The sequence below is a fragment of the Paenibacillus silvestris genome, from assembly GCF_009882985.1.
GTDB classification, from domain to species: Bacteria; Bacillota; Bacilli; order Paenibacillales; family NBRC-103111; genus Paenibacillus_E; species Paenibacillus_E silvestris.
Window position 1 is genome coordinate 54,243 of record NZ_WTUZ01000014.1, and the last position, 24,103, is coordinate 78,345.

General features: G+C 48.2%; 25 protein-coding genes. 7 read left to right on the top strand and 18 right to left on the bottom strand.

Annotated elements, in window-relative coordinates; genetic code table 11:
- Positions 1-5 precede the first annotated feature (5 nt).
- The 7 genes from GQF01_RS10040 to GQF01_RS10070 all read right to left on the bottom strand — a co-directional run bounded on the left by GQF01_RS10040 (position 6) and on the right by GQF01_RS10070 (position 6,915).
- Positions 6-560: a methylated-DNA--[protein]-cysteine S-methyltransferase gene (locus tag GQF01_RS10040; protein WP_161406656.1), complete on the bottom strand. Its 555-nt coding sequence runs from the start codon at positions 558-560 to the stop codon at positions 6-8.
- Complete coding sequence (queG, locus tag GQF01_RS10045; protein ID WP_328803437.1) at positions 557-1,681, bottom strand: tRNA epoxyqueuosine(34) reductase QueG; 1,125 nt, start codon at positions 1,679-1,681, stop codon at positions 557-559. The genes GQF01_RS10040 and queG overlap by 4 nt, the downstream gene beginning before the upstream one ends.
- 91 nt (positions 1,682-1,772) lie before the next feature.
- Complete coding sequence (gene lepB / locus GQF01_RS10050) at positions 1,773-2,378, bottom strand: signal peptidase I (RefSeq protein ID WP_161406658.1); 606 nt, start codon at positions 2,376-2,378, stop codon at positions 1,773-1,775.
- Positions 2,379-2,933, bottom strand: coding sequence for a DUF402 domain-containing protein (locus tag GQF01_RS10055; protein ID WP_161406659.1), 555 nt, complete (start codon positions 2,931-2,933; stop codon positions 2,379-2,381). It abuts the gene before it with no gap.
- A gap of 141 nt (positions 2,934-3,074) precedes the next feature.
- Complete coding sequence (locus GQF01_RS10060; RefSeq protein WP_161406660.1) at positions 3,075-3,506, bottom strand: GNAT family N-acetyltransferase; 432 nt, start codon at positions 3,504-3,506, stop codon at positions 3,075-3,077.
- A 643-nt stretch (positions 3,507-4,149) separates the two neighbouring features.
- Complete coding sequence (locus GQF01_RS10065) at positions 4,150-5,352, bottom strand: MFS transporter (RefSeq protein WP_161406661.1); 1,203 nt, start codon at positions 5,350-5,352, stop codon at positions 4,150-4,152.
- Between the two features lie 207 nt (positions 5,353-5,559).
- Positions 5,560-6,915, bottom strand: a complete 1,356-nt coding sequence (locus GQF01_RS10070) for a TrkH family potassium uptake protein (RefSeq protein ID WP_161406662.1) — start codon at positions 6,913-6,915, stop codon at positions 5,560-5,562.
- A gap of 213 nt (positions 6,916-7,128) precedes the next feature.
- On the opposite strand from GQF01_RS10070, the gene GQF01_RS10075 reads away from it, so the two are divergent.
- Positions 7,129-9,003, top strand: coding sequence for a PAS domain S-box protein (locus GQF01_RS10075; protein WP_161406663.1), 1,875 nt, complete (start codon positions 7,129-7,131; stop codon positions 9,001-9,003).
- Positions 9,004-9,361: 358 nt separating this feature from the next.
- Here GQF01_RS10075 and GQF01_RS10080 read toward each other — a convergent pair whose 3' ends face one another.
- Genes GQF01_RS10080 through GQF01_RS10090 form a run of 3 tightly spaced genes read right to left on the bottom strand, consistent with a single transcriptional unit; the run spans position 9,362 to position 13,145 of the window.
- Positions 9,362-10,525, bottom strand: a complete 1,164-nt coding sequence (locus GQF01_RS10080; protein ID WP_161406664.1) for a Ger(x)C family spore germination protein — start codon at positions 10,523-10,525, stop codon at positions 9,362-9,364.
- Positions 10,477-11,586, bottom strand: a complete 1,110-nt coding sequence (locus GQF01_RS10085; protein WP_161406665.1) for a GerAB/ArcD/ProY family transporter — start codon at positions 11,584-11,586, stop codon at positions 10,477-10,479. The genes GQF01_RS10080 and GQF01_RS10085 overlap by 49 nt, the downstream gene beginning before the upstream one ends.
- Positions 11,586-13,145, bottom strand: a complete 1,560-nt coding sequence (locus GQF01_RS10090; RefSeq protein WP_235959362.1) for a spore germination protein — start codon at positions 13,143-13,145, stop codon at positions 11,586-11,588. Before GQF01_RS10090 ends, GQF01_RS10085 begins: the two co-directional genes overlap by 1 nt.
- Positions 13,146-13,296: 151 nt before the next feature.
- Between GQF01_RS10090 and GQF01_RS35895 the strand changes: the two genes are divergently transcribed.
- From GQF01_RS35895 to GQF01_RS36840, 3 genes are all read left to right on the top strand, one after another.
- A complete protein-coding gene (locus GQF01_RS35895) occupies positions 13,297-13,518 on the top strand; it encodes a hypothetical protein (protein ID WP_145669027.1) in 222 nt (73 codons plus the stop codon).
- Positions 13,519-13,605: 87 nt separating this feature from the next.
- Positions 13,606-14,217, top strand: coding sequence for a superoxide dismutase (locus GQF01_RS10095; protein WP_145669030.1), 612 nt, complete (start codon positions 13,606-13,608; stop codon positions 14,215-14,217).
- A gap of 194 nt (positions 14,218-14,411) precedes the next feature.
- Positions 14,412-15,095 carry a Crp/Fnr family transcriptional regulator gene (locus GQF01_RS36840; protein WP_161406666.1) on the top strand — a complete coding sequence of 228 codons (684 nt, stop codon included), beginning with the start codon at positions 14,412-14,414 and terminating at the stop codon, positions 15,093-15,095.
- An 81-nt stretch (positions 15,096-15,176) separates the two neighbouring features.
- Here the strand turns inward: GQF01_RS36840 and mutY are convergent, their stop codons facing one another.
- Entirely contained in the window at positions 15,177-16,298 is a 1,122-nt protein-coding gene (gene mutY, locus GQF01_RS10105) for an A/G-specific adenine glycosylase (protein WP_161406667.1), read from the bottom strand.
- 99 nt (positions 16,299-16,397) lie between these two features.
- On the opposite strand from mutY, the gene GQF01_RS10110 reads away from it, so the two are divergent.
- Together GQF01_RS10110 and GQF01_RS10115 are read left to right on the top strand one after the other, a co-directional pair.
- Positions 16,398-16,955, top strand: a complete 558-nt coding sequence (locus GQF01_RS10110) for a hypothetical protein (RefSeq protein WP_161406668.1) — start codon at positions 16,398-16,400, stop codon at positions 16,953-16,955.
- A gap of 1 nt (position 16,956) precedes the next feature.
- Complete coding sequence (locus tag GQF01_RS10115; protein ID WP_161406669.1) at positions 16,957-17,382, top strand: c-type cytochrome; 426 nt, start codon at positions 16,957-16,959, stop codon at positions 17,380-17,382.
- A gap of 5 nt (positions 17,383-17,387) precedes the next feature.
- Here GQF01_RS10115 and acpS read toward each other — a convergent pair whose 3' ends face one another.
- Positions 17,388-17,774 (bottom strand): holo-ACP synthase, encoded by a 387-nt coding sequence (gene acpS / locus GQF01_RS10120; protein ID WP_161406670.1) that lies wholly within the window; start codon positions 17,772-17,774, stop codon positions 17,388-17,390.
- Between the two features lie 262 nt (positions 17,775-18,036).
- On the opposite strand from acpS, the gene GQF01_RS10125 reads away from it, so the two are divergent.
- Positions 18,037-19,014 carry an aldo/keto reductase gene (locus tag GQF01_RS10125; protein ID WP_161406671.1) on the top strand — a complete coding sequence of 326 codons (978 nt, stop codon included), beginning with the start codon at positions 18,037-18,039 and terminating at the stop codon, positions 19,012-19,014.
- A 347-nt stretch (positions 19,015-19,361) separates the two neighbouring features.
- Here GQF01_RS10125 and nadE read toward each other — a convergent pair whose 3' ends face one another.
- From nadE to GQF01_RS10150, 6 genes are all read right to left on the bottom strand, one after another.
- Positions 19,362-20,171 (bottom strand): ammonia-dependent NAD(+) synthetase, encoded by an 810-nt coding sequence (gene nadE / locus GQF01_RS10130; RefSeq protein WP_161406672.1) that lies wholly within the window; start codon positions 20,169-20,171, stop codon positions 19,362-19,364.
- A gap of 156 nt (positions 20,172-20,327) precedes the next feature.
- A complete protein-coding gene (locus GQF01_RS10135) occupies positions 20,328-20,765 on the bottom strand; it encodes a BrxA/BrxB family bacilliredoxin (protein WP_145669054.1) in 438 nt (145 codons plus the stop codon).
- Positions 20,766-20,988: 223 nt separating this feature from the next.
- Positions 20,989-21,375 (bottom strand): DUF3905 domain-containing protein, encoded by a 387-nt coding sequence (locus GQF01_RS10140; RefSeq protein WP_161406673.1) that lies wholly within the window; start codon positions 21,373-21,375, stop codon positions 20,989-20,991.
- Positions 21,372-22,259 (bottom strand): prolipoprotein diacylglyceryl transferase family protein, encoded by an 888-nt coding sequence (locus GQF01_RS35900; protein WP_202556256.1) that lies wholly within the window; start codon positions 22,257-22,259, stop codon positions 21,372-21,374. Before GQF01_RS35900 ends, GQF01_RS10140 begins: the two co-directional genes overlap by 4 nt.
- 61 nt (positions 22,260-22,320) lie before the next feature.
- Positions 22,321-23,214, bottom strand: a complete 894-nt coding sequence (locus GQF01_RS10145) for a polysaccharide deacetylase family protein (RefSeq protein WP_161406674.1) — start codon at positions 23,212-23,214, stop codon at positions 22,321-22,323.
- Positions 23,215-23,414: 200 nt separating this feature from the next.
- Positions 23,415-24,101: a PspA/IM30 family protein gene (locus tag GQF01_RS10150; protein WP_161406675.1), complete on the bottom strand. Its 687-nt coding sequence runs from the start codon at positions 24,099-24,101 to the stop codon at positions 23,415-23,417.
- Positions 24,102-24,103 lie beyond the last annotated feature (2 nt).

Below are 24,103 nucleotides of genomic sequence, written 5' to 3' on the forward strand. Positions count from 1 at the left end.
GCGGTCTATGCGTTGCGTTCTGTGCGTTCTGTGCGTTCTAAATCAAGCAAATGTATTTTCATGTCCAGTCCCCCGGCATAACCTACCAGGTCGCCGCTTACGCCAATGATACGATGACAGGGGATGATGACTGGAATCGGATTTTTATTATTCGCGCCGCCTACCGCTCTAACCGCTTTCGGTGATTCAATCGCCTCAGCAATGTGCTTATAGGAAGCTGTCTCTCCGTAGGGGACGGCAAGCAGTGCAGTCCAAACTTTCTTCTGAAACTCCGTTCCCTGCAAATCCAGCTGCCCATCAAAGCTTAACCGTTCGCCCCTAAAATACTCCTCCAGCTGCTGCACGATTGGCGCTAGATTGGCTGCATCTTCTTGGAGCTCCGTCCCCTTGCCAAACCAACGGGGGATCCATACTTGCAGATCCTCTTGATTCTGAGCCAAGGTGCCAAAGGCGACACGGCATAATCCTTTCGAGCTTGTAATAAGAAGAAGCGCACCTATAGGTGTAGCAACCTCCGTGTAGGACAGGACGTTCGAAGCAGCTTGCAGATTTTCTGTCATCTCGGATTCTTCTCCTCTACATGCGAGCAGGCAGTGATCGCTTTCTCAATATCTTGCTGCACAGCTGGCTCGTGCTCGGCTCCCTGAGCTTTGGCCAGAGCAGCAGCGGCATCTTCGCCGCCAATGCGCCCCAGCGCCCACGCAGCCGTTGCCCTAATCTCAGGGCGCGGATCCTGTAGCAGCAGCTCAGTAAGGACAGGCACAGCGGAGCTGTCCCTGAAATTCCCCAGTGCGATGATCGCATTACGCTGAATGGGCTTTTTGCCCCGCCAGGATGCTGCGATGCGGCCGTACTGCTCTTTGAAATCCTTGTTCGACATGGTGAGCAAGGGAATTAGAAGCGGCTTGACCTTCTCAGGGTCAGGCTCGAACTCCGGATGATGCGTCCAGTTCATCCCCTTGTTCTTCGGGCAGACGATCTGACAGGTATCACAGCCATAGAGCCGGTTGCCGATCTTGAGCTTGTATTCATCAGCGATATATCCCTTCGTTTGGGTGATGAAGGAGATGCAGCGCGATGAGTTCAGCTGTCCCGGGCCAACGAGCGCCCCAGTGGGACAGGCATCGATACAGATCGTACAATCACCGCATTGATCCATAATCGGTTTATCGGGTCCAAACGGAATATTCGTTATAATTTCGCCCAAATAGACCCATGAGCCCCATTCCGGCGTAATGACGGCGCAGTTCTTGGCGGACCAGCCGATGCCGGCCCGCTCTGCAACAGCCCGGTCGACCAGCACGCCGGTGTCGACCATGCTTTGCAATCGCGCGTCAGGCATGCGCTCCGCGATGAAAGCCTCCAGCTTCGCGAGTCGGTCGCGAAGCACATCGTGATAGTCGCTCCCCCAAGAGGAGCGCGAAATGATTCCCCGATACGCCCCTGGCTCGGATCGGGGAGGGTTTGCCAGCTTCGACGGGTACGCCACCGCGATGGAGATGATCGACCGCGGCGTGTCGAAGCTCAGCTCGGGATGTACCCGTTTCTCGATATCCGGCTCCTCGAAGCCGGATTCAAACCCCTTCTCCCGGTGACGGAGAAGGATGTCTTTCAGTTCTGTGAACGGCTCTGCTGACGTGAAGCCGATCTTATCTATACCGAGGGACGGCGCGGCTTCCACGATCTCTTGCTGTAGTTTTCTGATATCTGTCTCTGACGCTGTGACGATGGAAACCGCCAAAACTCCCTCACCTCTTTTATGTTCGTTTCTATTAAAGCTTTCCGGCCATGGCGAATGGCCACAGGATGTACTCGGCCTGGCCTTGAATCAGGCTGACCGGAACTTCCCCGAACCTGCGGCTGTCCGCGCTCGCTGCCGCATGGCGGTTATCGCCCATCACGAAGACGCGGCCCTCCCCGATGTGCACGGGGCCGAAATCGCCGTCCTCGATGGCCGAATCTGTATACGGCTCGTCGACCTTCGCGCCGTTCACATACAAAGCGCCGCCTCGGCCTTGCACCTCGTCGCCTCCAACGGCTACCACCCTTTTCACTAGGAAAGGGTGCTGTGTAAAGGCATACTCCTCCGTCTCCTTCAGGATGACGACTTCACCGCGTTGCGGCGATTTGAAGTAGGTAATCGCCTTGTTCACAAACAGCCATTCTCCTTCTTGCAGTGTAGGGTCCATCGAATGCCCCCGAACTGTAGACAGATTAAATCCAAACTGATGTACAAGAATAACCACAAGAAGAGCTACAAGGATGGATTTCGTCCAATCCCACAGCTCATGGGTGAGGCTTCTTACCTCTGCCTGTTTGACATTCCTGGGCTGTGAAGCTGCTTGATTCGATTCATTGCGGCCTACAAAGAAGCTCATTTATGCTCCTCCGTTCCTATGCTTTTCCCACTGCTCGTAATAATGCATTACCAAGTCATCTCGAAATGGCGGGTTGTCCGCACTTGCCAGTTCCAAAATGGCGGCAAGCCCATCCTTCACTTTTGACTCAACAAGTGTTGAATAGTGATAATTCAGTTTATGACGTTCATATTCATCCTGATCTACGATATGCACGGAACGATCCGGCATTCGAATCACATCAAGGTCGTAGTCGATATAAGTCAGCACTTGGCCAGTTACATACATAGGAGATGCCACGTTGCAGTAATATCTCACTCCTGTATCTTCAATAAGAGCAACAATATTAAACCATTGCTTGGGAATAAAAAAAGAAACGCCCGGAATACGGCTGACCCATTCCTTACCGTCAGCTTCCTGAATCTTCGTCTGACTGTTAATGAACACCATCATGTCTAGCTGGAGATGATCGGCATGCAGGATGTGCGGCGGCACTCGCCAATTCGTGAGCCACATCCGGTGCAAATGTCCGTCATGTTTGAAGCTTTTTATCACATACGGCGCGAAATTATCCATGTCTCAAAGCTCCTCTATTGATAGCTGCCGATAAGTTCCCCTATTATATAGAAAAGCATATCTGACCCCCAAATGCAATGGCGGCACAGATATGCTTCCCTAGATTTAAATCTATTCGATTTCACTCACGTCACTCCGTGGCTACACGCTGACTTTCTTCACAATGCTCAAGCGATGCGCCGCACGGGAAAAATCCGATGTACTATAACCTGCCGACTCATAGACAGGAAGTACGACTTCATTATGGACGTCTACCGTTACCATAATTTTGTTCACGTTCCGATGGAGGAACCTCATTTTCATTGCTTCGATCAATGCTTTTCCGATACCTTTACGCTGATACTCTGTGGCAACTGCAATTCGATAGTAATAGCCATTGTTGTTATCGATGGTGCCAATAATCATGCCCACGATTTCTGATTCTTCTTGTGCAACTAGCACAAGCTCCGTATCCCAAGAAAGTTGACGAGCAAATGCTTCCATCGTTTCCTCATAGCAGGTTTCCGACAAAACATCCTGTAAAAGTGATGTCACCGAAGACGTATCACCAAGCTGAAATGAACGAACATGCATACGGTTCTCTCCCAATCCCCTATTCATTTGTTAGGATTAATTTTATGGTAATTTAGTAAATACGACAAAAAAGGACGGAATCCTGCTGAAAATGTGTTAAAATTCACAAAAATCTTTGTTTTTTTCTAAAAACCTCGTGAAAGCGCTTAAATGCAAGCGTTTTCAACAAATTGCGCATGATTTGGATGCAGGTTGAGGGCACATAGCGTATTTGAGTGAGGTTTTGACCGCCGTCATTCGTCGGCTACACCTCGCGCCCATGATTCGCGGCTCGGCATCGATACTATTCAGGATCGTTGGGCTCTAAAGGAACTGGAGTCCTCTAAACGAGGAGTTTCCTGTTTGAGCGGAACTACAGGGTCTTATCCGGCCTCCATGGCACGTTTGACGGATGAATTTGGCAAAACAGCGGACTGGAGTTCCCTTTCAGGTGGAAAATGTGCCTTTTCGCAGAAATAGAGGAACATAGTTCCCTCGGGAATGACTCCTCTTGCTTCAATTAGCCTTCCGCCAAACTTTGATACTAGCTACTTTCCCCACCTTCCACCCTTCAATCACGCTATTCACCATACCGCCACCTTCCACTTCACCCAGCAAACAAAAAAGCCTGACGGATCAAACTCCGTCAGGCTTCGGGTGCTAGCTAAGTCACTGTCGACTCTTTAACGACCGCTTGCGGGCCGCGATATTTGTAGAAAAATGCCACGCCAATCAGCGCAAGTCCATTGATGGCAAATACGAGTGGAATCCCCAGCCAGCCACCCAAGAAACCGCCGATGATCGGCCCGCTCATCGTCCCAAGCTGCGTAGCAGATTGGTTCAAGCTGAAGGCCCTGCCCCGAAAGCTGGGGTCTGTAAACTTCACAATCAAAGCATTTAGCGCCGGATAGACCGCCGCGAAGAACAGCCCATAACTAAACCTTAAAATACCGAATGCCAGCAAATGATGAGTGCCCAGCTGCAGCAGATTGCCAATTCCTCCGCCTAGCAGCCCGATGAACAGTGTTTTGGAGTAGCTGAGCTTTTGCCCAAGCTTGCCCCATCGAGGCGCAGCAATGACTGTAGCTACGCCAACCGCGGAGAAGATGATGCCTGAGCTTAGCGACGCAGAGCTCTGGGTGCCTCCCATTTGGAGCACATAGATGGTAAGCAGCGGCTCAACGATCATGACCGAGGTAGCCACCAGCATGGTAACGCCGAGGATCATCATGAAGGATCGATTGTGCGCAGCCGATTTCAAATCATCCCAGACGCTGGAGCGCACGGCCGAGCGGTTGAAGTTTTTCTCCTTGGCTCCGAGCAAGCCGATGAAGGCTGCGACCAATACGACACAGCCTGACACCAGAAAGGACTCCCTGTTCCCTACCCAGTGGCTGACGAAACCGCCAACTAGCGGGCCTATCACACTTCCTGCCGCTCCTGCCGTAGACATAACGCCAAGGGCATAACCAACTTCTTTCTCCGGCGTGTTCGTGGCAACCAGCGCAATGGCGGCGGGAACGAAACCAGCAAGCAGTCCCTGCAAAATGCGCACACCTAAAAACACATAAGGATCATGCACGAAAAACGTCGCAAAATAAAGAACGCTTAAACTGAACCCTGAACGTATAAGCATCGGTTTGCGACCATATTTGTCGGCAAGCGATCCCCAGTAGGGTGCAATTAAAGCGCTGGCTAGAAAAGTAATCCCAAATGTTATGCCCGACCATGCTTCGAGCCCTTTATCAATCCCAAGCTCCGTATGCAGGAATATCGGCAAGAATGGAACCGATATGGTATAGGCCATCCCGCAGAAAAAAACGCCGATCCATAATGTAACCAGATTTCGCTTCCAAGAAAACTCCATGTCATTTCCCCTCCTAATGATTCTTTCTGCACGTAAGTGCTCGTCCACTTCTCTTATCTCTCCCGACAACCGCGAAACGATAACCTTATTTTATCATCTTTAACCCGATAGTAGAAATTTTAAATCAACCAAAGAAAAAAGCCACCTGATTTCAGTGGCTCCGAGCTTTATATTCCCTCAGTAGTTGAAGGCTCTGTATGCAATAAGCTAACCAATCGTAATCTTCCCTTCCGGGTAGCGATAATGCTCTTTCTCCGGCAACGGAATCAAAATGTAGGCGAGTGTAACGGGTCCAAGCCGCCCAATGAACATCAGAATAGCAAGAAATATCTTGCCGAATTCCGTGAGCTGCGAAGTGAGTCCCATCGACATCCCCGCTGTGGCATAAGCCGAGGTGACCTCAAACAATACGCCAAGGAACGGATAGCTCTCTGTTATTGTCAGAACAATGGTGGCAATGACAATCAATGAAAAGGAAAGCAGCGTAAACGTAATTGCCTTATAGATCCGCTCCTTCGAAATACGACGGCGGAACAGCACAATCTCCTCGTTCCCCCGCATCATCGCGATCACCGCGCCGACAAGGATAACGAAGGTCGTCACCTTGATGCCCCCTCCGGAGGAACCAGGCGAAGCCCCGATAAACATCATGATAATGATGAAGAACTGCGTCGCCTGCCGCATGAATGGAATATCGATCGTATTAATGCCTGCTGAACGCGACGAAACTGACTGCAGCAGCGAGCTGAGCAGCTTGCCCATAGGAGAGAGCGGTTGCAGCGTATGCGTATTCGTGAACTCGAATATAAAGATGACCAGCGCACCGATGAAGATGAGCCCAGCGGATGCGCTAAGCACCACCTTACTGTGCAGGGTCAGCTTTTTATTCTTGGGATAGGTCAGCAAGTCGGAAATCACGATAAATCCAATTCCGCCTAGAATGACGAGAAGCATAGAAACGATGTTAATGATGGGATCCTCGACATAATGCATCAAACTGCCGGGCCGTTCAGGCAAGCTGCCAAATAGATCGAACCCAGCATTGTTGAATATCGAGATGCTATGGAAAATGCCGAAGTACACGGCCTTGCCAATAGGCATCTCAAACGACCAGCGGATCGTATACAACACGGCGCCAGCCAGCTCAATGTAGAGCGCGTAGATCAATACTTTTCGAACAAGCCGAACAATGCCTTCCGTTGACTCATGGTTCATCGCTTCCTGCAGAATCAGACGTTCCTGGAAAGAGATGCGTCGACGCAGAACGAGTGCAATGAGTGTGGACATGGTCATGAAACCAAGACCGCCAATTTGAACAAGAAAAATGAGGACAATTTCCCCAAAGTTAGATAAATGCGCGCCTGTATTGATGACAGACAACCCCGTTACGCAGGTGGCAGAGGTTGCCATAAAGAGGGCGTCGTTCCAGGTCATTTGGCCCTCCCCCTCTAAGGAAATGGGCAAAGACAGCAGGATAGATCCCACGAAAATAATTAATACAAACCCAATGGCGAGCACTTGAGGGGGACTTAAGCGGAATTTCTTTCTCGAATTATTTATCATTGCGGGCAGCTCCGTACGTAAAAGAGTTTGCGACAATTGTATAATTTGGTAGAAGCAATGTAAAGAACTGTCAGTTTAAGAGGAATCCTCGCCTCACACTAAGGCTTTTCACCTAAATTATAAGTCGCTGAGGCAGGAAAAAGCCCCTTCCTGGTAGAACACTTCATTGGAATCATGCGTTAAGTTAAGCCCGTAGCGGAGGTAGTTTTGGCCATGTCCATAGACCAAAGATTAATAAATGAATCTTTATTTATACAAGCTTTTAAATATGCTCCAATCGGCATGGTTCTGGTTGCATTGAATGGGCGCTTTCTCAAAGCTAATCCAGCTATTTGCTCCATCTTAGGGTATACGGAATTGGAGTTGTCCACCCTTACTTTTCAAGAGATCACCCATCCAGAGGACTTGGTCCTCGATCTACAATTCATGACAGAACTGCTTGCTGGCGAGCGGGATTCCTACCAAATGGAGAAAAGGTACTTTCATAAAGACGGACGTATCGTCTGGTCTCTATTGGCTGTTTCCCTTGCTCAGGATGAGGATGGTCACTCCCCTTTCTTCGTCTCTCAAATTATCGATATCAGCGATCGAAAGCAAGCGGAAATCGAGCTGCGCGAGAAAGAACGACTTCTCCATGAAAAGGACGCCCACTATCGTGTCAGCATGATGATACATTTGGAACAAGTCCATGAACTGTATCGGATTATTTCTGATCATGCCCTGGATATCATTACGATTGCCTCACCGGATGGCGTCACACGTCATATTTCACCCGCTGTTCGTAATTTGTTGGGCTATGATATGGATGAAATTGTAGGAAAAAGAATGCTTGATCTCTGGCATCCGGAAGATCTGCTTGCTTTGGATGAGCGTTGTCTTCTTAAATACTCGGATGTCGATATGTTTATATGCCGGGTTCGCCATAAAGAGGGCCACTACGTTTGGTTCGAAACAACGGTCAAAATGATTCGCAATGAAATTGGCGATGTCGAGAAGATCGTTGCCGTCGGCCGAGATATTACGAAACGGAAGCAAGCCGAAGATGAACTCTGCGCCACCAAGGAGCGACTTGAATCTTTCATCAAAAATAACGGGGATGCGATCTGGGTCATCGACCGTGACGAAAAGATCGTAGAAGCCAATGCGGCATTCGGTAAGCTATTCCAGTGGAAATCCGATGAAATTATTCATCAACCGCTGCCTATAACTCCGCCAAGTCTCGTTGATCAGACAAGGGAGCTTCACGAACAGGTCCTCTCCGGGCAATCGGTGATCGGTTTCGAAACCCTTCGATTGCGCAAAGACGGAACCCTGGTGGATGTGAGCACAACGCTGTCCCCTATTCATGACACGACGGGTCATATTATTGGCATAGCCGGTACCTGTCACGACATTACGGAAAAGAAACAGGCTGAGCAGCTACTGATTAACTCGGAGAAGCTGTCTATCGCCGGTCAATTGGCTGCGGGAATCGCCCATGAGATCCGTAATCCGATCACAGCGATTAAGGGCTTCATTCAGCTCATGAAATCGGGCGTTTCCGAGAAGAAATTGTATTATGAAATTATGTCATCGGAGATCGAGCGCATCGAAATGATTCTCAGTGAGCTGCTAATTCTGGCTAAGCCTCAGATGATCCACTCCGATCGCAAAGATATTCGCAATCTTCTGGCTCAAGTCACTACCTTGCTAGAATCCCAAGCGATTCTTAATAATGTCGAAATCATAACGGAATGTGAATCTGATCTTTCTCCGATCTTGTGCGATCAGAATCAATTGAAGCAGGTTTGCATTAATTTCATTAAGAACGCGATAGAGGCTATGCCACTTGGCGGAACCCTCCTCATTCAAGTGAATACACGGAACGAGAACTGCCTCATTCTGCGTTTCATCGATCATGGCTGCGGAATCCCCGAACACATTTTGGCAAAGCTTGGACAGCCCTTCTACACAACTAAGGAGAAAGGCACAGGCCTTGGATTCATGGTCAGCAAAAAAATTATTGAAAGCCACCATGGAACGGTAAGCGTATTCAGTAAAGAGAATGAAGGAACAACGGTCGAAGTTTGCCTTCCGACCTTTAGCTAAGAAATGAGGTTGTCCCGATAGTCGTTAAATGACTCAGGGGCAGCCTCTTTCTAAACTTTGGGAGCGTCTCTTTAGATGAACAGGAATTACTACCGCTAAATCGCCCAATAACACACTACAGTCATGAATAAATGGAATTTCTCCTGTTAATGCGGACGGTTGAACCTGGAAACAAAGAAAATGGGGTGAATTAACAGGAATTTTTCCAGTTATTGGGTTTGTCTGGCGAAGGCTTGCTTGAAATAAAGGAAGTTTTTCCCGCTATTCGATTCGGCTCCATAAAAAAGAAGCTGTCCCAAGTCCTCCAATGACTGGACCCGAGCGCACGCGGCACGGCCTCCCTCTCCCCTTCACTATGCTACTTAACTTCACCTACATCTTTAACTACCGCATTTACATGGACATTTACTTCCGACTTGGCAAGTACTTCTCCCCAATGATCATCCACCTTCTTCCATGCTTCATATTCATGAGCACGTGCGAACAAACCAAGCCCTATTGGATCGATTTGGTACTTCTGAAATTTGTCGATGAGTTCTTTCATTTGCGTGTCCAATTGCGTCTTGATCATCTTTTCCAGTTTCTTGCCTTCCTTATCTACATCCAAAGCGAATAACTTCTCCGTTATGAAAATAGGCAGATTTAACACGACATCAAAATGGAACTGATCTTGTGAATAAGTCACCTTCACTTTCCTCGTGAAATGCATGATATAAAAAGTAACCGTACCTTCGGAAAAAAGGTCGTCGCTGCTTTCTTCGGGCAATTGAAGAGAATAGGTAAGACTTCCTTTTATCCCTCCTTGAAGCAATAGCAGGAGCTGATTCTCTCTTGCATTCAACTTCGCTACATATTTTCCTTTCTTATTCAGCAGTGCAGTCCCCGTCGCGACAATTTCTCCATCTTTGCGCAATTGCGGGAGGTATGGCGTTATTCCCTTTTCATACTCCTGACTGTGCAGATTATGAAGTGTTGTCGCCGCAATCAGATTTCTCTCCTTTGCTGTATCAATAAGCGTAGCTACATGCAGAGGAAGTCTCCGTTTATTTAGGGGCTTGAAGAACATGATGTCCTCAACTGAACCCTCAACAGCAATAACCTTCGCCAATATATTCGATTTGGAATCTCGGAAGCAGAGGTCCAGCAGCTTGAACCATCCCTCGTGCTCTAGAACGCGTGATCCAACAAGAATACTTTGGACTTTACCAGAACTTATAAGCGCTGAAACACGAGCATCCAATTCATTTCTTGCTCCTCTCACAGTTGGGGAATACACCTTGGTTTGCTCATTTTTTTCCTTCGCTTCCTTATTGAAGACAGGACTTGAAGAATAAAACACAAGATTATTGTCCTTGTCCAGATCAATACCCAACATAAGAAGAAGGGAAATATCCTCCAAGTCAGTCCGATCATCACATCCTGGAAGTACCAACAGCACAACAATCAGGAGCAGTATTGCTCTTCGAACCCGCATCAATTCCGCCACCTTACTATCCAATTCCTCATGATAAGAAGTCCCCATAGAACAAAAGGAAGCAAGTACGCTACACCCACTCCAAGCTGATTAAATCGCGCAATCCAAACTTTACTTTCGTGCCAACTCAGATCCCAAAAGAAGCTGAATACGATCATCCCAGCCAACAAAACGATCATATGTGCATTTGTTTTCCCTCTTGCAACCAATTGTTCCGTGCAATGTACGGCAATATGAAGAGCAGGAAACCATGTTTTACAAATCAGAAGTGTATACAAGGATAAAAAAATAATATCGAACCTCTCCAGAAAACGAAATTCGATGATTTTGGCAGCGGAAAGCGGCGCTAAATGATACTGGGTGATTTCATCCGGACTGAAGACAACAAAACAGATGATCGTCACAAATAAGTACACCGCAAGAGTTAGGGTGTTAGCAATTACCACGTTGGCGGAAGCTGTTTTTTTATTTTCTAAATAAGGGTAAAAAAACAACACGCCTTCAAAACCCAAAAAGGAGAGGATCGTTGAGCTTACACTGTGCCAGACTGGCATCCAACCCTCTTTCAGAACCGGAAGCAGATTGATCCAATTTGCCTCCTTAAATACATATAGCAGGATGAATGGCATCCATATGGTGCTTAAAATCACGACTTCCGCGAAACGTCCTAGGCTTCGAACGCCTCCCTTCACGACCATAAAGGCTGGAACAACAAACAACAACATGAGTACATATGTATAAGATTGCTGCATAATCCACGTTTTAATGAGTAAAGCCATTCTGCCAAAAATTAAATAGGCGAACATCATCATATAGGCCGCAAAGATTATCGTTAAAAGGGTGCCGGACCATTTACCAAAGTAATGCCTCACCAACTGAATAACGGTTCCATTAGGGTATTTTTTCATAACCTGGATCATAGCAAGACTCGCCACAATAGAACATACCCAGCCCCCAAAAATTGCGATCCATCCATCTGTACCGCTAATTCCTGCCAATTCAGATGGCATCGTTATCACGCCTACGCCTACCTGCATCCCATGAATCAAAAAGATAAACTGTAAGCGTGTTATTTTGTTGTCTATATAGGTATTTCCTGTCTGTGGCATTAGTTGTCATCACCTTCTGCGCGTTTTGGAGCCATCTTCTTTTTCTGAAGAGTTTTTATACTTTGGGGGCGCATAACCATCTTCCACAGTGGCAAACGTACGAAACTGTCTTTCCAATCTCCTAGACGTATGGGAGCAATCGGTGAGGCATAGGACTGACCAAGTGATTTTAAATTAATGAGGTGCGCGACCAGAACCATGTATCCCGCTACGATCCCGACAATGCCAAAAATAGAGGCAATAATCATCATCGGAAATCGGATTAACCGAATGGAAGAAGCCATGTCATAGTTAGGCAGGATGAAGGATGCCACCGCGGTGGAGGCCACGATCACAACCATAAGGTTGCTGACGAGCCCGGCTTGAACAGCCGCTTGTCCGATGACAATCCCACCCACGATGCCTACGGTCTGCCCTACAGGGGCTGGCAATCGAATTCCTGCTTCACGGAGCATCTCTAGCATAATTTCCATGATTAATGCCTCAATAAGCGGCGGATATGGAACAGCAGCCCTGAACTCACCAATAGATAATATGAGATCTAAGGGGATCACTTCATGATTGAAGGAAATGCAGGCAATGTAGATCCCTGGCAGGAATGCGGCAACAAAGCATGCCAAAACGCGCAGCAGCCGAAGAAAAGTCGCCACGGGCCAGCGCATGCTGTAATCATCAATTCCTTGAAAGAAAGAGACCAGATTCATCGGCGCAATCAAGACGCTTGACGAGCGGTCCAACACAACACAAATTCTTCCTTGCAAAATCTGAGAAGCCGCCGTATCCGGGCGCTCCGTCGTTATAAACTGCGGAAACAAAGATAAGGTACTATCCTCGAGATACTCCGCTAACTCTCCTGTATTCAGGATACAATCAATATTCAACTGAGATATCCTGGTCTCCATTTCTTGCAATAACTCTGGAACAGCGACATCTTCTAGATATAAAATAGAAACTTTGCTTTTGGCTCTTTGCCCTACGTAATACTCTTTGATTTTCAAATCCGTGCTGCTAATATACCGGCGGATTAATGCGATGTTCTGACCGTCTGTCTCGACAAATCCTTGGTGAGCTCCTTTTAGTGAAGCTTCAATTTGCGAATCCGTTATCGCCCTTTGCGGCCATCCCTGCGTATCCATGGCATAGGCTTGTTGAAGTCCATCGATGAACAGGACGCTATACCCGTGCAAGATAGAGGTCTCTATTTGTTCCCATGTCGTTATGGTGCTCATAAGTCCAAGCGTTACAGGCAGTTCATCCTCTAGCGCCTCTACCTTGTGAAACATAAGCTGGTTCAAGACATTGTTGTTGATGGCATTTTTATCTACAAGCCCAGACAAATACACGAGTGCCGCTTGGCGATCCGTTTGTTTATAAATGAATGTACGGACAACTAAATCTGGTGTTTTGTTAAAAATCGTCTGTAATGCCATAACATTCTCTGTAAGAGTTGTATGCAGCTCATTGCTCGCTGGTACAAAATTGCTGTTCTGCCCCGGTTCAGCCGCCTCAATGAATATTCGGTTGGTCCAGCGAAATAATCGGCGAACAAAACTCATCATGTACACCCTCTTACCTCATCCATTGTTGTCGTCTCATTTTCCCTTCAATTCCCATGGATTATTCATGTCTTTTAAACGGGACCAGAGAAATTCAGCTTTCTGCAGATTACCGTGTATAAAAAGTGGTAAAATTTCGGATGTTATAGGAGGAATGCGAGGTGAAACCATGTCTACCCATGAGGAATCCAATTCAGAATATCCGCGGAAAATCCGCGACTTCCAAGTACTAAGCACGATAAAGCCCAGTGAATGGACGGAGATTGAACTCCACAACAGCCACAGGCAAATGAGTGATTTATCCCCTTGGCTCAATGAGCAGGGCACCCATATCCACAGTCAAGTCATTCAGGAAATCGAACGTCGCGGCGTCTGACTTAGTAAACATAGATGTTGCTTTATTATCGAAATTCCTTCATAATGAAGAAGTTGAATCTACATAATTTTAGGAGGTATTTATACAATGGCACATCAACTACCAGCTCTTCCTTATGCGAACGATGCACTTGAGCCACACATCGATGCTAAAACGATGGAAATTCACCACGATCGTCACCATAACGCTTATGTGACTAACTTGAATGCAGCTTTGGACAAACATCCTGCTCTGCATGATAAATCCCTTAACGACCTGATCGCTGACCTGAACAGCCTTCCTGAAGATATTCGCACAGCTGTTCGCAACAACGGCGGCGGACACGCGAACCACTCCCTATTCTGGGAAGTTATTGGACCAGAAGCTGGCGGAGCACCTACAGGTACGCTTGCTGCAGCTATCGAGAGCGAGCTTGGCGGTTTTGACAAATTCAAAGCTGACTTCGCTGCAGCTGCAACAACACGCTTTGGTTCTGGCTGGGCTTTCCTAGCTGTTGACAAAGCTGGCAAATTGAAAGTATACAGCTTGCCTAACCAAGACAGCCCGATCATGGAAGGCGAAACGCCAATCCTTGGTCTTGATGTTTGGGAGCATGCTTACTACCTGAACTACCAAAACAAACGTCCTGATTACATCGCAGCGTTCTGGAACGTTGTGAACTGGGCTGAAGTTGGCAAGCGTTACGACGCTGCGAAATAAGCTAGTTATACAAGGGGCTGTCCTACAAGTAGATCTTTCTACTTGCGGGGCAGCCCTTTTTCATTTGAGGCACAGGGCGGTGGCCTAGCGACATCCTCCTTTGGGACTATTAATGGTGGAAATTGTTTACGGTTTTTCGGGAAAGTAGTACGATAGCGGTAACCAATATTATCCTGAAATGAGATGAGAGCCCGGTGAAAACAATCGTCCCCCTACTTCAAAACGTTCCTCTTTTTCAAGAACTCTCACAAGCTGATTTATTAGGCATTGCCCCTCTATTCGTAGAAAAGAAAGTAAAGAAGGGCAGCATTCTATTCTTGGAAGGCGATGCAGGCGAGGAGCTATTCCTGATCAAATCAGGTGTCGTCAAAATATATCGGTTGGATGAAGCCAAGGAAATCATTCTGGCTTTGTTTCGGGACGGGGATTTTTTTGGCGAGATGTCTCTGATAAGCGCTGGACTTACCCGATCAGCAACTGCTGAAACGCTGGAAGCCTGCACACTCTATGCTTTGAAACGCACCTCCTTCGTGCAATACATGGAAAAGAGCCCTAAGCTATGCTTAAAGCTCTTGGAAACCACTATGGGGCGACTGCGTCAAGCCAATGACCAAATCTACGATCTAACGTTTCTCGGTGTACGCTCACGAATTATTAAAACGATCATCCGCCTCTCTGAGCAGCATGGTATTCCTGCACAGGACGGCCTGCTGATTAATGTCAAACTGACGCATCAGCAGCTCGCCAATATGGTTGGCACCGTGCGGGAGTCCGTTACCAAGGTGCTGCAAGAGCTGCAGGACGATGAACTCATACAAATCGATAAAAAGTTAATCACATTAATCAATGTGGACGCTATTAAGGCCGAGATTCGCTAAATCCAGAGGATTGGGAGCGATGGAGCAGATAATAATGGAGCAAAGGATCATAGAGCAATAGAGAAATGAATCGGAGAGCGCCTACTCGTTGCTCTCCTGCCACTCTTTCATAATTCGAATGAACACATTCGGGAAAGCGTACTGCTGCAGCTCATCCGGGCCTACCCAGCGGTAATGGAAAGGGATCCATTCCCCACCGTTCGTGGGATGGCTCAAGCTGGTCAGCTTAGCGCGAAATACTTTCATTTTCCAAACAATATGACTGAAAATATGCTCTGTATCCATGAACCATTCGCCAGGCTGAATGATGATTTGCTCCTGATCTGCAAGCGCCTTGCGCAGCACATCCTTGTTCTCCTCATCGGAGAGCCATCCCTCAGGCTCCCACGCCACATGCGGCAGCTCCCACATGCGGGCTAACAAGCCCTCCTGCGGACGCTGTCTGATCAGCCATTTGCCCTCATTCTCACCCGTACCTTCAATCAAAGCCACTGCCCTCAGCTCTGGACGAGGCGGTTTGGCTTTCTTTTTGATGGGCAGAGCCTCTTCCATCCCGGCTTCGCGCGCAGAGCAATGCGCCATGACGGGACACGTTAAGCAGTGCGGCGACCGAGGCGTACATACCATAGCCCCAAGCTCCATCAGCGCTTGATTAAAGTCACTCGCCGTTCCTTCCAGAATCAGCTCGCGCGCCAGCTTCTCCATGCGGGTCCGAGTCGCCGGCTTCATAATATCCTCTTCAATGAGGAAATAACGCGACAACACGCGCATGACATTACCATCTACAGCCGGCTCCGGCTTATTGTAGGCGATGCTTAGAACCGCTCCAGACGTATAGGGACCAACACCTTTTAACGATGAAATCTCTTCTTTCGTTTGCGGAACGATACCGCCATAACGCTCGTGAACTTCGCGCACCGCATTTTGAAGATTCCTTGCACGCGAATAATAGCCTAGTCCCTCCCAGGCTTTCAGAACATTCTCCTCAGGTGCAGTCGCAAGGGCTTCTACTGTTGGAAATTGATCGATGAACCGATGGAAATAAGGAATGACCGTATCCACTCGGGTTTGCTGCAGCATGACTTCGGAAATCCATATATAATAAGGGTTTTTACTTCTTCGCCATGGTAAATCACGTTTGTGCGTATGGTACCAATCCAGTAAATTTGTGGAAAAATAAAGCATTTGTTCTTGACTGTACATGAGCTCTCCTTCTCTATGGGGCGCGTTCCAGTTATAATGAATGAATGGACATGACTCCATTATACGAGAATTGCGGAACATAAAACTAGAGGTGAATGTATGCAAAACGAGAAGCAAGTACATAAAAGGAAAATATGGATCGGCGAAGCACGTGCCCTCCTTCCTTTACTCTTCATCTGGGGTGCGGAATGGATATTCAGTGCGCTTGTGGATATAGCGATCTATTGGCACGACCTGGATTGGCTCAAACAAGCCGCACTCCTTACAGCTGTCATAGCGAGCTTAGTGCAGCTATGGAGTCTGCGGAAGGATTTCCGCGCTGACGGGGAAGGCTTGAAGGACCAAAGTGGCTGGGGACACCCGGCTTTGCTATTACTGCCAGGCGTGATGCTGATCGCCGCTATCGCTTTGCTTGAGGCCATCGGCGCTATCGGGCCTTTGTTCGCTCCTGTGCTGCGAGCTTTCATTCTCGCGATTGGATTTGTGCAGATCGGGCTGCTGCTGGGCAGACCTTTGATTTATTTGGGATTGTGGCTGTTCGCCCTGTCCGCTGTGATGGGCGTGTGGTATTTGGGCTACTCCGCCGTCATACTCGAAGGCATGGGCGGCATCAGCCTGATCGTAAGCGGATATATGCTGCGCGTTTGGGGGCGTTAAGATGGTTAGGACGGGTACGGGAACATCCAGTGGGAATAAAGAAGCCATGCTGCGTGCAGCATGGCGGAGGAGAATCGGCGCACTCATCGTTGCGCCGATGGTGCTCGCGTTAGCCGCGTGCGGCGGGGCTTCAAGTGGCGAAGCCACACCGAAGCCTCCAGCCGCCACCGCAGCAAGCGAGAGCAACCCTGCGTTCGTGAAGGCGCAGGAGCTCTTCACAGCGAACAAGTGCATCAGCTGCCACGGCGTTGATCTGGCTGGCAGAGCCGGCGCCAAGACCAATTTGACAAAGGTCGGCAGCCAAATGACCAAAGAGCAAATCGCCGGCCAGATCAAAAACGGCGGCGGCGGCATGCCCGCGTACAGCAGTAAGCTGTCCGAAGAAGAAGTCGGACTGCTGAGCGACTGGCTCAGCTCCAAAAAATAGCAGCCCTAGAGCTGCTCTACAATCGCATAGGCGGCAGCCATCGATTCCGTATGCGTTATGCTGATATGGATGCGCTGGTTGCCTATCAAGCCTGCCCGCTGCAGCGCTTCTTCACGCACGTGGCATACTGGCTTGCCCAGTCCATCTGGCAGCACCTCGACATCCTGAAAGCCAATCTGCTTGCCGATGCCGCAGCCGATTGCTTTGACAACCGCTTCCTTTGCCGCAAAACGGCCGGCAGCAAACTCCGCTAACCGCCCTCGGCGTTTATGCGCAAGCTCTCTCTCCTGAGGCGTCAGAATCCGTTCCAGAAACCTTTCACCTGCTGAACCATCCAGCATTTTGCGCACTCGCGCAATTTCCACTAAATCCGTTCCGACGCCAATAATCATCGCCCGTGAGCACCACTTTTCTGCTGCGTTTTGCGTCCACTGTACACGATTCGGTCCTCACGGTCAAGGGGACTGTTTACTTTCCGTTTGCTTACAGGGTGGTCCCGAGTTACTTTCGATGTGTTTCCTATCCACTTCTTAACCACTTCCAAATTACTTCTAGTTACTTCCAGGTAAGTAAGTTACCCTATTTTCAGTTCTTCTGCCAAGCAGGAACTAGGCGTATACTATACATAGATTAGAAGCTGGGAGGCTTACATAAATGAGAATAATGCCACTTGAGAAACGTGGAATATCGAATAGCCGAATTGCTTTTGGATGTATGAGCCTTGGCGGGGATTGGACAGCAGCTCCCTTGACCAAAGAAGATTATATCGTTGCCGAGAAAGCGGTAGAAGCTGCGCTTTCCATTGGCATCACCATGTTCGATCATGCGGATATTTATAAAAGAGGAAAGTCCGAAGTTGTCTTCGGCGAAGTCCTTAAACAAAGACCTGATCTTCGCGATCAAATCATTCTTCAATCCAAAGTGGGCATTCGTTTCCAGGATGATGTGCATCCACAGCGTTTTGATTTTAGTAAAAATCATATGATTCCCGCAGTCGATGGCATTCTTAGCCGTCTAGGCGTGGAGCATCTGGATGTTCTGCTGCTTCACCGTCCAGATCCACTTATGGATCCGGAAGAGATCGCAGAAGCTTTTAATCTTTTGCGTTCTGCTGGCAAAGTGCGTCACTTCGGCGTCTCCAATATGACTGCTGCGCAAATGCGCTTCATTCAAAATTCCTTGCCGGAACCGCTTGTTGTGAACCAGCTGGAATTAAGCTTGGCTCGCTTGGACTGGATTGAACAAGGCATTCTTGTCAATCAAAAAGCCGGCGTAGGCGTCAATTTCGCCGATGGCATCCTGGAACATTGCCAAATGGCGGATATTCAAATCCAGGCTTGGGGCCCGCTGGCTAAAGGCATCTTCTCCGGCAAAGTGTTGGAAAATGCGCCGGATACTGTTGTAAAAACAGCCGCCCTCGTCAAGCAGTTGGCTGCCGAGAAAGAAACAAGCTTAGAAGCCATCGTGCTTGGCTGGTTAATGAAGCATCCGGCTCGCATTCAGCCGGTCATCGGTACTTCATCTGTTGAGCGCATACTCGCTAGCCAAGACGCGATCCGCGTCTCTGAAAATATGACACGCGAAGAGTGGTATACGCTGCTTGAGAGCTCACGTGGCGTGCGCGTTCCATAGACTGCACGCACTCTACGTGCCTGCTCTTGCATGCACGTACGCACACAAACTCGCTCTTCAGCACTCGCTCATGCAAATACATGGAATTTCTACCGCTAAATTCTTGGCAGAATCACATTCCGCCCCATTAACTGGAATTTCTCCTGTTAATAATTAGCTTCAGACGCAATCAAGTAGATTTCCGCTGAATTAGCGTGAGTTTATCCCGTTAAATCGAGCAACTCCCCAGTCCGGAGTCGAATTAACGGTAGATTTTCCAGCTCATGCAGCTGTCGATCACTCCGGAGCACTCAACACAACACAACCAACCCCCGACCTGAAAAGGCCGGGGGTATTTATTTACAAGCTTAAACACCCGGAATCGGAATACGTTTATGCTCCGTTTTGAGATATTGCTTCTCCAGCTTCTCTTGGACGACTGGATCGATTTGCTTGCCTTCCAAATAGTCGCTGTTATCGTCATATGTAATGCCAAGCTCGTTCTCGTCCGTCTGACCGTCCCACAGGCCGGCAGTCGGCGCTTTATCCAGCACGCTTTGCGGAACGCCCAGCTTCGCTGCAAGAGAGCGCACTTGCCGCTTGTTCAGCGTGCTCAGCGGTGTGATGTCGACGGCGCCGTCGCCATATTTGGTAAAGAACCCCGTAATCGCTTCGGAGGCGTGGTCTGTGCCCACAACGATTAGGCCCAGTTCGAAAGCAAGAGCGTACTGCATCACCATGCGCGTCCGCGCTTTGATGTTGCCTTTGCCGCCACGGCTCACGTGTTGATGAACGCCGATATGCTTAAGCCCATACTCGACTTCAATGGCAATTTCGTCGACAGCTTCTTCAATATTGTTCTCGATTTGATATTTCAAATCGAATGCTTTGGCCACCGCGTAGCTATCTTCGATGTCTACTTGCTGACCGTAGGGCTGAAACACGCCAACCGTCTTGTACTCGGTGCCTTTCTCCGCAGTCAGCTCGTCCGTTGCCTGCTTACAAAGACCTGTCGCTACAGCGCTATCGATTCCGCCGCTGATTGCGATCAGCAGACCGTTTGCTTTTGCGCCAAGCACATAACTTTTCAGAAAGTCCACACGTTTGCGGATTTCTTCATCACTATCAATTTCCGGCTTAACGCCAAGCTTCCCGATAATTTCTGCTTGCAAACTCATGGCCTCTCTCCACCTTTTCTATAGTTTGAAACACAACCTTCTTTGAAATCTAGTATAGACTTTCAACCCCGAAATTTCAAAGAATAATCGCATTTTTCTGCCCATAAAAAGGAAAAGACCCACCATGCATCAGCTGCAATAGCGGGTCTTCATTCCTTATTTGCAATATTCGTTGAAAGCACCGATCAAATCGCCAGCGATCATATCGGCGGAACGGTCTTCAATTTGGTGACGTTGGATGAAGTGAGTAAGCTCACCATTCTTGAACAATGCGATGGATGGGGATGATGGCGGGTATGGTGCCAAATACTCACGAGCCTTCGCTGTTGCATCCTTCTCTTGACCTGCGAACACAGTGTATGTGTACGTTGGCAGTGTATCATTTTGAAGCGCTTTGGCTACACCAGGACGACATTGACCTGCTGCGCATCCGCAAACGGAATTGATAACTAGCAGCATCGTGCCATCTTTGGACTTCTCAATCGCTTCGTCCACTTGCTCCGGAGTCAGAAGCTCCGTAATTCCCAGACGAGTCAAATCTTCCCTCATCGGTTTAACCATATCTTTCATGTAAGAATCAAAAGACATTGCCATATGTTCCACCCCTTAGGATTTAATAGTTACTCTCAAAACGTAATCGTTACAACTTATATTATACATCCGATGGCCGCGAATGCAAAGTACTAGTCGACCTGTTCCATTAATTCGCAGGGAAAACTTGAACCATTTTAACCTGAGACGGTTTCTCCCTTCTACAAAAAAAGACCTCCCGAATACTATCGGCAGGTCTATAGCTGTATGAAAACTCGGCCTGTGTCTACGCCTCATCCTTCTTCTTCGTACTCGAAGCCTCTCCCGGCTCAAATGAAACATCTTTGTCCGGATGCGTAAAAATTCCGCTTTGCGGTAAGATGCCTTTTTCGAATAAATCGCGGTTCTCGGCGGATTGAAACCCAATATCCTTGTACGGATGAACCCACTCATCGCCTGCCATGACTTCGGGATCGGTCTCAGCCGTCCACTGCTCCAGGGGAGAGTTGTCCGATTCGTACTCATGATCGCCGATGACGACACCGTGTTCGTTCACGAACGCCTCACGGGGACCACGCCCCTGCTCAAATTGCGGGAGGAAATCGATCTCGAAAGGATCGAGATTGCTTGGGTCCTGAGCCGATTGGGCTGCTTTCTTCGGATCCTTACTCATGTCGATGGCCGGTTGGGTCCGTCCAGTTTCTTGTCCACAAAGCCCTCTTTACCTGCGCCTGATGACTTCTCGCGTTCCTTATTTTGCTGCTCTTGTTGAATTTGGGTTTTGGAATCGTTTTGACTCATTAAACTCAGCTCCCTTCTGCCAGTATTATGTGCCAAAGCAGGTAGAAGCATTCCAACTGCGAGCATGAAAAGAAAGATCAGTTGTGCCAAGCTTAAATAGAGCAGTTCTGGCTTCGCAGCAGCAAAGAAACTAGCTAGCATTCCTGCCGCGCCACCATAAATCAACGTGTATTTCAGTAAAATTCCACATCCGAAGCGATTCCGACGCCCCTCGTAGCCAATCTGCCAAATAAGCAGTGGCACAAGCAGCAGCGAAAAATAGACGCGATATGGCTGGAAACGGGATATTGTGCCTTCAACACCGATGCCCCATGGCCATGTAGTCGGCAATCCGTACGCTGGGATCAGCACACAATATACAAATACTGCCGCAGTGAGACCCGTTACGAATGCATCTAGAAAAACGTATAGCGGTATACGTTGTTTTGATATTTGAACATACATATAAATACAAGCCAATAGTAGTCCAATCACTATTTCTGTACTTGAACCAACCACCATAAGCAGTTTCAATGGACTTGTCCAAAGCAAGGAGGGCTGAGTGATGATAACGCCAAGCTTCCATGTGAGCAGTACAATAATAGCCCCAACAAAAACGATATCATCTATCGGTTTGGTCGCAGGCTTCTCTTCTTGACTGCCTAATTGCCGTGCTGCTCTTCGAATCAACCATAATCCCAAAGCGCAGGCTAGAAGCAGCGCCACAAGCTTCCCTTGCAGCTGCAGCGGTCCGAGCTGAAATACATCTGGCATCATTTACGCCATCCCCTCTCTCCATTACCTCCATCGTAACGAGCAGAGACGAGATGTGCAACTATCAAAGCCCTAGGAACTGAAATGTAAATGACGATTTCTGCAATTTCTCAAAACGGAAGCCGGCTGCTTTCAGCTTTTGGATCACGATAGGCAGCGCCTCAAGGGTTGTCGTCTTATATGTGTTATCGTGCATAAGTACGATGATGCGCTTCTTCCCTTTGCTTGCGCTCAGCACAGAGTCAATGATCATGTCCCTATCCTGCACGGGAGCAGCCGCGTCTGTCGAGCTAACGTTCCAATCAAAATACTGGTAGCCCTGCGCTTTCACCTCGGCCGCCACCTTACTCATAACGCCCATTCCGCCGGACTTACGGCTCAAATGATTGTTAGAACCTCCTGGAAACCTTAGAATGTCAGGTCGATAGCCTACCGTCTCCTCCAGCAGTTGATCCAATTTGCGCACATCGCTCATGAAGGCTTCAGGAGATTTATAAATACGGTTATAGTTATGCGAATAGGTATGATTCCCAAGTGCGTGCCCTGCCGCAGCGATTTCCTTATAAAGCGCTTTTCCCTCGCTCGTTTCTGTGCCTATGACGAAGAAAGTGGCCTTTACCCCATAGGTTTTTAAAATATGTAAAATCTTCCTTGTACTGTTTGACGGACCGTCATCAAAGGTTAGATAGGCGATCTTATTCCCGACAGGAGATGGCTTATGGTGGGGAGGTCCTGTATAAAAATGTCTCGTTTCCACGACTGTTGCATCAAAGTCCTCTTTCACCGGGGCAGGAGAAGGGTTTCCCTCCAAGACGTCACTCGCTATTTTAACTGACAACGGTTTACGAACTTGTGCCGCTTGTTCCGTATGTATTTGTTCGGCCGCACACCCTACTAAATTGGCACTAATCATTAACCCTATGAAATACACGCTTGCTCGCCGCTTCCGCTCGCTCATGACCGTTCCCCCTCTTCGCGCATTTTCTGTGCTACTCTAGTATGGCTATCCTCGCTTTCGACATTAAACCCAATATTTCCCGGGAAATCCGACAGGAACAGCCTCAACTCCTCTTTATGCGACTATGTAAAATTGGAGCACAAAAAGGCCTATCCTCAGGTAAATTTCTACCCAAGAATAGGCCCCTCGTAACTAGCCGCTTACTCAGCAGCGTTGCCGTTTAATTTCTCTTTCAGCAGGTTCATCTGCTCATCAACCTTTGCTTGCTTCGCTACATCAACAGGTGTGTAGCTGCCTACTGTGCCAGCCGGTACATATGGCTTGCGAGCGATTTCCGCTTCAACCTCCAGTTGAATGATCTTTTCTTCCATACGTTGGAAGCCACGGGATGCACTGCCGCTCTCGATCACACCGTTATAGGAAACTTGCGCCATTTGCTTTTTCGCTTTGGCGAGCTGAGCACGGGATACGAGCTCGTTGCGTTTGTTGCGCATTTTGTAGAATTCATCTTTCATTTCGTGAAGCTGTTGGGTCAGCTCATCAGCATGCGCTTTGGCGGAAGCATATAAATCCGTGTACTCGACAATTTTATCTTCATGATACAATTTTTCTTCAACGGCTTGGCGAGCAATGCCTTCTTGACCGTTTTTGATCGCCGTGGAAGCTTTCACTTCACGGTCAGCTACTAAACGAACGGACTCCTCAAGGCGTTGTTTCAATTTACGCTCACTTGCAATTTGTCTAGCTACAGTTACTTCAGCCTGTGCAATTTCTTGCTCCATGTCACGCAGATATTGATTCAACATGACGATCGGATCCTCAATTTTATCCAATACCTCGTGAATTGATGCTTTCGTCATATCTTTCATTCTTGTAAATACTCCCATGG

Excerpts from the sequence above, each read along its gene's own strand:
- GQF01_RS10085 (WP_161406665.1), bottom strand. The coding sequence starts at position 11,586 with ATGCCACAGACAGGAAATACCTATATAGACAACAAAATAACACGCTTA.
- mutY (WP_161406667.1), bottom strand. The coding sequence starts at position 16,298 with ATGTACAGTCAAGAACAAATGCTTTATTTTTCCACAAATTTACTGGAT.
- GQF01_RS10075 (WP_161406663.1), top strand. The coding sequence starts at position 7,129 with ATGTCCATAGACCAAAGATTAATAAATGAATCTTTATTTATACAAGCT.
- GQF01_RS10145 (WP_161406674.1), bottom strand. The coding sequence starts at position 23,214 with ATGAGCGAGCGGAAGCGGCGAGCAAGCGTGTATTTCATAGGGTTAATG.
- GQF01_RS10125 (WP_161406671.1), top strand. The coding sequence starts at position 18,037 with ATGAGAATAATGCCACTTGAGAAACGTGGAATATCGAATAGCCGAATT.
- GQF01_RS10070 (WP_161406662.1), bottom strand. The coding sequence starts at position 6,915 with ATGATAAATAATTCGAGAAAGAAATTCCGCTTAAGTCCCCCTCAAGTG.
- acpS (WP_161406670.1), bottom strand. The coding sequence starts at position 17,774 with ATGATTATTGGCGTCGGAACGGATTTAGTGGAAATTGCGCGAGTGCGC.
- GQF01_RS10095 (WP_145669030.1), top strand. The coding sequence starts at position 13,606 with ATGGCACATCAACTACCAGCTCTTCCTTATGCGAACGATGCACTTGAG.
- GQF01_RS10150 (WP_161406675.1), bottom strand. The coding sequence starts at position 24,101 with ATGGGAGTATTTACAAGAATGAAAGATATGACGAAAGCATCAATTCAC.
- GQF01_RS10140 (WP_161406673.1), bottom strand. The coding sequence starts at position 21,375 with ATGAGTAAGGATCCGAAGAAAGCAGCCCAATCGGCTCAGGACCCAAGC.
- lepB (WP_161406658.1), bottom strand. The coding sequence starts at position 2,378 with ATGAGCTTCTTTGTAGGCCGCAATGAATCGAATCAAGCAGCTTCACAG.
- GQF01_RS10040 (WP_161406656.1), bottom strand. The coding sequence starts at position 560 with ATGACAGAAAATCTGCAAGCTGCTTCGAACGTCCTGTCCTACACGGAG.
- GQF01_RS10065 (WP_161406661.1), bottom strand. The coding sequence starts at position 5,352 with ATGGAGTTTTCTTGGAAGCGAAATCTGGTTACATTATGGATCGGCGTT.
- GQF01_RS10110 (WP_161406668.1), top strand. The coding sequence starts at position 16,398 with ATGCAAAACGAGAAGCAAGTACATAAAAGGAAAATATGGATCGGCGAA.
- GQF01_RS10115 (WP_161406669.1), top strand. The coding sequence starts at position 16,957 with ATGGTTAGGACGGGTACGGGAACATCCAGTGGGAATAAAGAAGCCATG.
- GQF01_RS35900 (WP_202556256.1), bottom strand. The coding sequence starts at position 22,259 with ATGATGCCAGATGTATTTCAGCTCGGACCGCTGCAGCTGCAAGGGAAG.
- GQF01_RS10090 (WP_235959362.1), bottom strand. The coding sequence starts at position 13,145 with ATGATGAGTTTTGTTCGCCGATTATTTCGCTGGACCAACCGAATATTC.
- GQF01_RS35895 (WP_145669027.1), top strand. The coding sequence starts at position 13,297 with ATGCGAGGTGAAACCATGTCTACCCATGAGGAATCCAATTCAGAATAT.
- GQF01_RS10055 (WP_161406659.1), bottom strand. The coding sequence starts at position 2,933 with ATGGATAATTTCGCGCCGTATGTGATAAAAAGCTTCAAACATGACGGA.
- GQF01_RS10080 (WP_161406664.1), bottom strand. The coding sequence starts at position 10,525 with ATGGGGACTTCTTATCATGAGGAATTGGATAGTAAGGTGGCGGAATTG.
- GQF01_RS10060 (WP_161406660.1), bottom strand. The coding sequence starts at position 3,506 with ATGCATGTTCGTTCATTTCAGCTTGGTGATACGTCTTCGGTGACATCA.
- nadE (WP_161406672.1), bottom strand. The coding sequence starts at position 20,171 with ATGAGTTTGCAAGCAGAAATTATCGGGAAGCTTGGCGTTAAGCCGGAA.
- GQF01_RS10135 (WP_145669054.1), bottom strand. The coding sequence starts at position 20,765 with ATGGCAATGTCTTTTGATTCTTACATGAAAGATATGGTTAAACCGATG.